Here is a 7,050-nt window from a genome sequence, read left to right on the forward strand (position 1 = left end):
AAATTCGCCAAGCTCTCTTTGCTTACGTCATAAAAAGTTAAATTGACGGCGCCTTCCTAAGCTTTGATTAAACATATCTAACTCAGGTGTTAAGGTATAAATTATAGCGATCCAATTTAAGGCTTCCTGTTTTTCAGTTATATTATCTGATTGATTTTCTTTTAACCAGTCACTGGTGACAGAAATACGATCCTTCAACCACCATTTAGCAAAAATAGCGCTATCAAGCATATGAAGATATCGTTTACTACGTTTATTCGATTGTACCTTTTCCTTTTCTAACCAAGAACGTTCTGCAGGAGTATTATACGGTATTAGAGAATCTAATTGCGTCAATTGCTTTAGCAATAAGGAAGCGATTAATTTACGATTATTTTTTTTACTAAAATTTGTTTTTTCTGAAAGCAAAATGGAAATTTTATTGGATATGGGGTTCGCTTTTGGCTTATCTGCAATCGTCGTGCCTGTAACTAATAGAGAAAGAAGGAAAATTAACACGTTCATTTGATACAAAATCCTTTAAAATGGCCACATTTTATCCATTCGAAATTTTCATGTCAAATACCGTTCATTATGGTCACAAAACAACTAAAGTACTGTTGGTATTGAATGAGTACCATTGCTTATTTTGGCTGGATAGGTACTGAACGTTGATTTTTACCGAGCGCTTACAATAAACTCATCGGTTATGCTGTCCAATTGATTTATGTGTGCATTTTATGTACAATGCAAGTCCGTGTAATTATGGATGATACATTATGCCACCAAACCTCATTTCTATTTTCCCTCAAGACTTTCTTCATAAACTAATTAATTTTCCGAAAGAGACGTTGGCAAACCTTTTTAAACTATGTCAGCAATCTGCCCAACTGTTTAAAAACAACGAGCTGTATGCGCTTGATCCACTAGTCTGTGAGAATGCGTGTCATATCAGGGCATTTACTCTATGGCAAATGGTTCAGAAGTACCAAAAAAACAGTAATTGGCATCAATGGGATGTACTTATCCAGGCCATAGAAGAACTCCTGGAAAAAATGAATACCTTACCTCCGATTAGCGGACATACCAAACAAACGATTGAACAGTATCTTCAAGAACACCATCTATTTATTGATTTGGATGAATCGTTTCTTTTTGATATTAAATTTGTTTTTTTGTCACATGTACTGACATTAACTAAAAAACAATTTCCATCCACATCTTTTATGCTACAAGAAAAAACATGCCTGGAGGCATTAAATGCTCTGGGTCTGGTTCATAATAAAATCAAATCGCTGGTATCCAGCGCTCAAAAAGAACTCTCTGCGATGTCCTGCCATTTTATTCAAAAGAAAAGCAAACTATGTAGCAATAAGATTCTCAATCAACTACTAGTAACTCGTTATGATGATCACAAACGAAGCTACCTCCCACAATACGCAACAGCCAAAGTCATTCTGTTAAGCGCATTACAAGATAATACTCCAGTAATAATCAGGCTCTCTCGATATGTGCAACATCACTATCATGATGAACTTATTTTAGGTTTCATGCCCTCATTGGATAAAAAGGAATTTTGTTTTACAACACAGTTCAACGATCAATCTCAAACAGCTATTATTTGCGAAGGGGTTATTGATTACCAACATACAGCAGAAGCCCCATCAGCGTTCCTAAATCGTTTAAACCAACACTCATTAATGCAAATTCTTTTGGCTAATTTTGCTGCCCACCCTCAATTTTCAGGTAATTTAAGAGACACTCCTTGTATTTATAAAGAAGCGATCCAGAGCACTGACGATTTAAAACCTCATATCGCACAAGAGTGGGAAGAGTTTAATCAACATGCTTATTTCGCTCAAAAGGAAGGATGTGTTTTGGAAAATCCAGGTCTTATATTTCTAAATCACGTTTTTTGTGATTCAGTACTTAATTATCAACTCCATGATTTATCTATAGCGAAACTGGAAGAAATGGTACTGGATGAAAATGAACTATAATTAATTCATTATTGATACACGCCACTCTATACTAAAAATGACAAAAACACCCAATACTCCGGATCATAGTGCATTACAAAAGCGTCTTCGTGAACTCGAAGAGGAATTGTCTTTTTATCATGACATGATGAACTATATTCCTGGACATGTGTATTGGTTAGATAAGAACAATCAGTACCTTGGATGCAATTTGGAGCACGCAAAAAACATCGGGCTTACGAACAGATTAGATATTGCTGGAAAAACAAATAACGACATGCCATGGAAAGCAATAGCAGAAACAGTTAACCAGACGAACACACAAGTCATGAAATCTGGAGAACCCGTTACTATAAAAGAAGCAGGATTGGTCAACGGCATTCAAACCACTTTTTTATCTCAAAAAGTGCCTCTAAAGAATAAAAATAATGAACTTGTTGGAATTTTAGGCGTTTCAATTAACATCACAGAGATAGAGCAATTACAGAAATCACTCATCGAAGCTAAAAAAGCAGCCGAAGCAGCAAGTGAAGCCAAAACTGAATTTCTCACCAACATGCGCCACGACATCCGCACACCTCTGTCGGGAATTGTAGGATTTTCGGAGATTTTAAAATCCGATTCAAATGAGCCACGCATTAAAGAATATGCGGACAATCTCATCACATCAAGCCATGCATTATTGGATTTAATGGACGAAGTTCTTGAAGCAGTCAGAGTAAGCTCCGGCGAAATCCCTCTGCTTAAACGTAAATTCAGCCTGAAGAAGACATTCGATCAGGTCATTGCCCTAAACCAGGCGCGTGCTCATGAAAAAAAATTAAACTTATCTCTAACCGTGAATACCAACCTCCCCTCATTTGTTATTGGGGATAAAATTCGAATCCACCGAATCGCTCTTGAATTAATTGGTAATGCCCTTAACTTCACCGATAGTGGCCATGTGTCCGTAGATGTGGCTCTTGCTAGAAAAGAAGCGCGCGAATTAGTCATTAAACTGACCGTGACGGATTCTGGCATGGGTATTCCCAAAGACAAACAGCAGGAAATTTATCTGCAATTTAAACGACTGACTCCGTCCTATCAGGGGATTTACAAAGGAACAGGGTTAGGGCTTTATGTGGTAAAACAATTTATAGATGAACTGGAAGGCGAAATTTACGTCAAAAGCGAACCACATAAAGGAACTTGTTTTACCTGCCTTATTCCTCTCCAAGAACCACTTCTCGATGATGACTCAGGCATTGATGAACACGAAGATATAAAGGTTGAAACGGTGTATATGACTCCGGCTAAGCACCAACAATCCAAAGCGTCGCCCACCTCAATACCATTGGATAAAGCAACGGCTTTGGTTTTGGTTGTGGAAGATAATTATATTGCTCAGACTGTAGCCAAAGCATTATTAACCCAGCTTTCATGCGCTGTTACTGTTGCATCCAATGGCACTGATGCTTTGTCATTGTGCAAGGAAAACCACTACGATCTGATTTTTATGGACATAGGCTTAGGTGAGGACATGGATGGATATGAGGTCACCCGGCACATTAGAACGAGTTCCACTCAATTAAAGAACACTCCTATTATTGCGCTCACGGCACATGGTGGTGATGAAAACAGGAAGCGTTGCATTGAATCTGGAATGGATGCAGTATTAACCAAGCCACTGACTCAAGCGCATGCCATAGACATACTTAAATCATTTATTCCCGCACGACATGAAACAGCAACAGTAAAATCTGCAACAGCGAGAACAGACTTGCCCGACAGTGATGATGAAATGTTTCAATTATCACAATTCCTCATCTTAAACAGTGAGGAAGCGTTGAAGAACTGTGGAACCCATGAGATGTTAACCGAATTATTGACCTTAATGACTCAAGAACTTCCTGCTGATTTGACACGCATGAAAAAAGCCTTCGCCGCAGGTGATTATTCACTCGTTGAACAAACGGCTCACAAAATCAAAGGAGGCGCAGTTTATGTAGGAACAACGCGCATGAAATACGCCTGTCAGTATGTTGAACGCTACTGGAAAAGCGGACAACGTGACTTATTTGATGCGCTCTATCATCAGGCAGTAAGTACTATTGAAGAAACCATTACCTATATTGAAGGCTGGCTGCAAAGGAATACACCTTGAATGATACATTGTTCCCTATGCACGAACGTATTCTTGATTTCTTATTCCGAAATAAGTGGTGAATACTCTCGGTATTTTTATCAGGGCTTAAAAGAAAAAAGATGACTACCCCAGGTATATTCGATAGAATGCGCATAATTTAGCCGTTTCAGGAAAAAACTCGGCTGAATGATGTAACCACACTACAAGGAAACGCGGTAATGAAAACCATTCAATATACTCAACATCAATTAAAATCTAGTGCTTATCCCATACTTCAATCCCATTAAATACCCCATTTAATGACATGGAACAAACTAAATCATAACCAATAAACGCACCAAAACACCTAATTAATTAGGTAAGATGTATTCGTTGTAAGGACTAATCATGACGTATCAAAAAATGGAACATGGGTTAACAGCACCACAAAACGCATCAGAAGAACGTGAATCTGACCAACAAAAAAAGAACAAACATACAGAGCTGCTTCATCAGGAGCAGATAAATAACACGAAAAAAAAGCTGGCACAAATCAAAACACATGTGCTGAGCCTTACTGATGTATACGCGAAAAACCTCAGCATCTTTTCAGAAGCCGCTCTCTATTGGAATAAAGTCCCGCTATGGCAAAAAATTGCGGCAGGTGTTTGTCTTACTCTGTCATTTTTAATCGTGGGAATTTTGGCTCATGCGACGGTGCTCATCACTCTGGGACTAGTGAGCGCTCTTGTCTACAGTGCAAGCTCTATGCTGCTTGATAATCATCAGGAACACACCCGCCACAACACCGAACAATTAAAATCAGGAATTTCCAATGTAACGGATTTGATGGCCTTAGTGACGCTCTCTTTAGACGGGTTGCGGGAACAGCTAGCGAAGGACATCAAATCGTTTCAAACCGAAATTGACCGACTCAACAGTTCCATTGGTCAATTAAGAGAATACATAGACACGTTAAAAGATACCATACTAAAACTGACTCAATCAGAACAAATGCTGCGGCTCACAATCGTACAATTACAACAGGCCATTAATACCTTGAACAACACCATTGTTCAACAATCTGAACTCTTGAAACAAACACAGGTTGAGCTCGATAGAGTCATTGCAGAGTACAACACCGTACAAAAGAAATTGACGGAAGAAATCAATGCCTTGAATGCCGTTAAAGAAGAACTTGCAAAGGAGCTGGAACAAGTCAATACGTTATCTAAAATACTCAATGAAACAGTCGTCTCCTTGTCTCATGTCGTTATTGCCGATGAAGCAACTCGCTCAGCATTTCATAAGCGATTAGAAGATTTTCTCAATAATAAAGAACTCAGTTTTGATAAAATTGTGGCGCGAATTTGCGAGGCAGAGCATCAACTTGCACTGATTACTCGTCAATTTGAACAGGACAATCAACGCCATAAATCCCTTCTAGACGAACAAGAACAACACTTGATTTGTTTAGAACGTATAAAAGGACAGCGTCAATCAACGTCAGCGGCCAGGGAGAGTGGCGTTATAGGGAAAGCCAGTATTAATGGATTTTATGCAATTAAAAATGAACCTTTATGTGATGCTCTTCCTACCCACAGCCCGATACAGGTCGCGGTGATATAAGCAATACATCGCGTTGAAGCCCTTTTGTCTTCAACATTGGTTCAATTCCATCAACTATGGATGTCACTTATTGTTCTTATCCTTACTTACCCCACACGGTTATCCACAGAAATTGTGGGTAACCTTATGGGCTGTATTTCAAAAGCATTTATTCTTGGGAACAGTGAAGGCTTTATATATAGAGTTCCCAGGCTTAAGTGTTCCCCAAAAAAATTCCTTGAACATAGAGTTACATTAACCAAATGAGGACTATAGTTTCTTTAATTCATTCTTATTGATGGATTAAAACTAACATATTGAATTAAAATTAAACGCTTATTTATAAGGTGCGATAAGGTTTCTGCCTATCTAAAGGCATTCCAGATTAAATTTAGTTAAAAATTTAAGCAAATATGGGGATATCAGGGTTGTCTCGCGTGAAAAACCGCTTTATTTTCTTGAATGTTTCAATAAAAAACTCAGTGGTTGACGGCTCTTTTAGGCGGCAATTTGAGGTATCCAGTGGCGCTGAAATACCAGCAAGACCCTTAGCACGACGCATTATCAATGCATTTAACAGGTTAATGCGTTCAATATCCAGATGATAAAGTCCATGTTCGGCCTTCCCGACCCTCTTTTGTTTTAAACCCATTTTGCTAAGAAGCATGGAAAGAAAGCGCAAAGGGTCGCGTTGCAAAAGTTGGGCGGAGGGAATGGAGATGAGCCCTTGAAGAATGGCGCGATGTTCTTCTATCCAGGTTATAAAACCACTGTGAAGAATGGTGTCTTTGGTGTATTGATAATCGTGAAGCGCTAAGGTCTGATGGGTTGAGGTTAAATGCAGTGTTTCCAGCACTTTTTTATAAAGCAGTTGCAAGGTACTAAAATGCGTTAAATCCGCTGCAAATTGTGATCCGTCTTCAAGTTGGGCAATAAATCGTTTTTGCGCAAGCTCTGTATCGCCTAAAGCAAGCTCCAGGGCTAAGATTTGTTTTTTAAAGCGCCCATCATTATCCATATTCGCCAGGGCAGTAATGGATGCTTCGTCTCGTTCTGACAGATTATAAAACTCAATAAGCTGCTGTTTTTTATACTGCCTGGACTCGCTCATTGTCTTACGTGGTTTTTGAGCAAGCGCTACTAATTGCGCTGCGGTTAAGGGTAACTGCACCTGGCTGATAAGGGAGGCATCGTGTTCAATGCACGCATTTTTAAATTGACGCAATTGTTGTTGGGTGGTTACATCAAGGGTGGTATCAAAATAGGTGAGCTTCATGCCATCATGCAATGCCAGCAGGGCAAATTGTTGGTAAAAATCATTAAAGCTTGCATGACGCGCCTGGGTTACTAAAAGAGTCAACTGTTCGTAATCAGGGTTTA

The 7,050-nt window shown here is 39.1% G+C and carries 5 protein-coding genes; 3 read left to right on the plus strand and 2 right to left on the minus strand.

Translation table 11 applies throughout. The annotated features are described in order from the left end of the window. Positions 1-27: 27 nt before the first annotated feature. Complete coding sequence (locus Q0495_RS09310; RefSeq protein WP_298625271.1) at positions 28-504, minus strand: hypothetical protein; 477 nt, start codon at positions 502-504, stop codon at positions 28-30. 254 nt (positions 505-758) lie between these two features. Here Q0495_RS09310 and Q0495_RS09315 point away from each other — a divergent pair, with 254 nt between their 5' ends. The 3 genes from Q0495_RS09315 (at position 759) to Q0495_RS09325 (ending at position 5,691) form a co-directional block, all read left to right on the plus strand. After that, positions 759-1,979: a hypothetical protein gene (locus Q0495_RS09315; RefSeq protein WP_298625273.1), complete on the plus strand. Its 1,221-nt coding sequence runs from the start codon at positions 759-761 to the stop codon at positions 1,977-1,979. Between the two features lie 37 nt (positions 1,980-2,016). Next, positions 2,017-4,101 carry a response regulator gene (locus Q0495_RS09320; protein WP_298625275.1) on the plus strand — a complete coding sequence of 695 codons (2,085 nt, stop codon included), beginning with the start codon at positions 2,017-2,019 and terminating at the stop codon, positions 4,099-4,101. A 369-nt stretch (positions 4,102-4,470) separates the two neighbouring features. After that, positions 4,471-5,691 (plus strand): hypothetical protein, encoded by a 1,221-nt coding sequence (locus Q0495_RS09325; RefSeq protein ID WP_298625277.1) that lies wholly within the window; start codon positions 4,471-4,473, stop codon positions 5,689-5,691. Between the two features lie 382 nt (positions 5,692-6,073). On the opposite strand, the gene Q0495_RS09330 is transcribed toward Q0495_RS09325, so the two are convergent. Further along, positions 6,074-7,050, minus strand: a 977-nt coding sequence (locus tag Q0495_RS09330; RefSeq protein ID WP_298625279.1) for a hypothetical protein, incomplete at its 5' end; no start/stop codon positions are given.

It is taken from the genome of uncultured Legionella sp., assembly GCF_937871865.1.
Classification (GTDB): domain Bacteria; phylum Pseudomonadota; class Gammaproteobacteria; order Legionellales; family Legionellaceae; genus Legionella.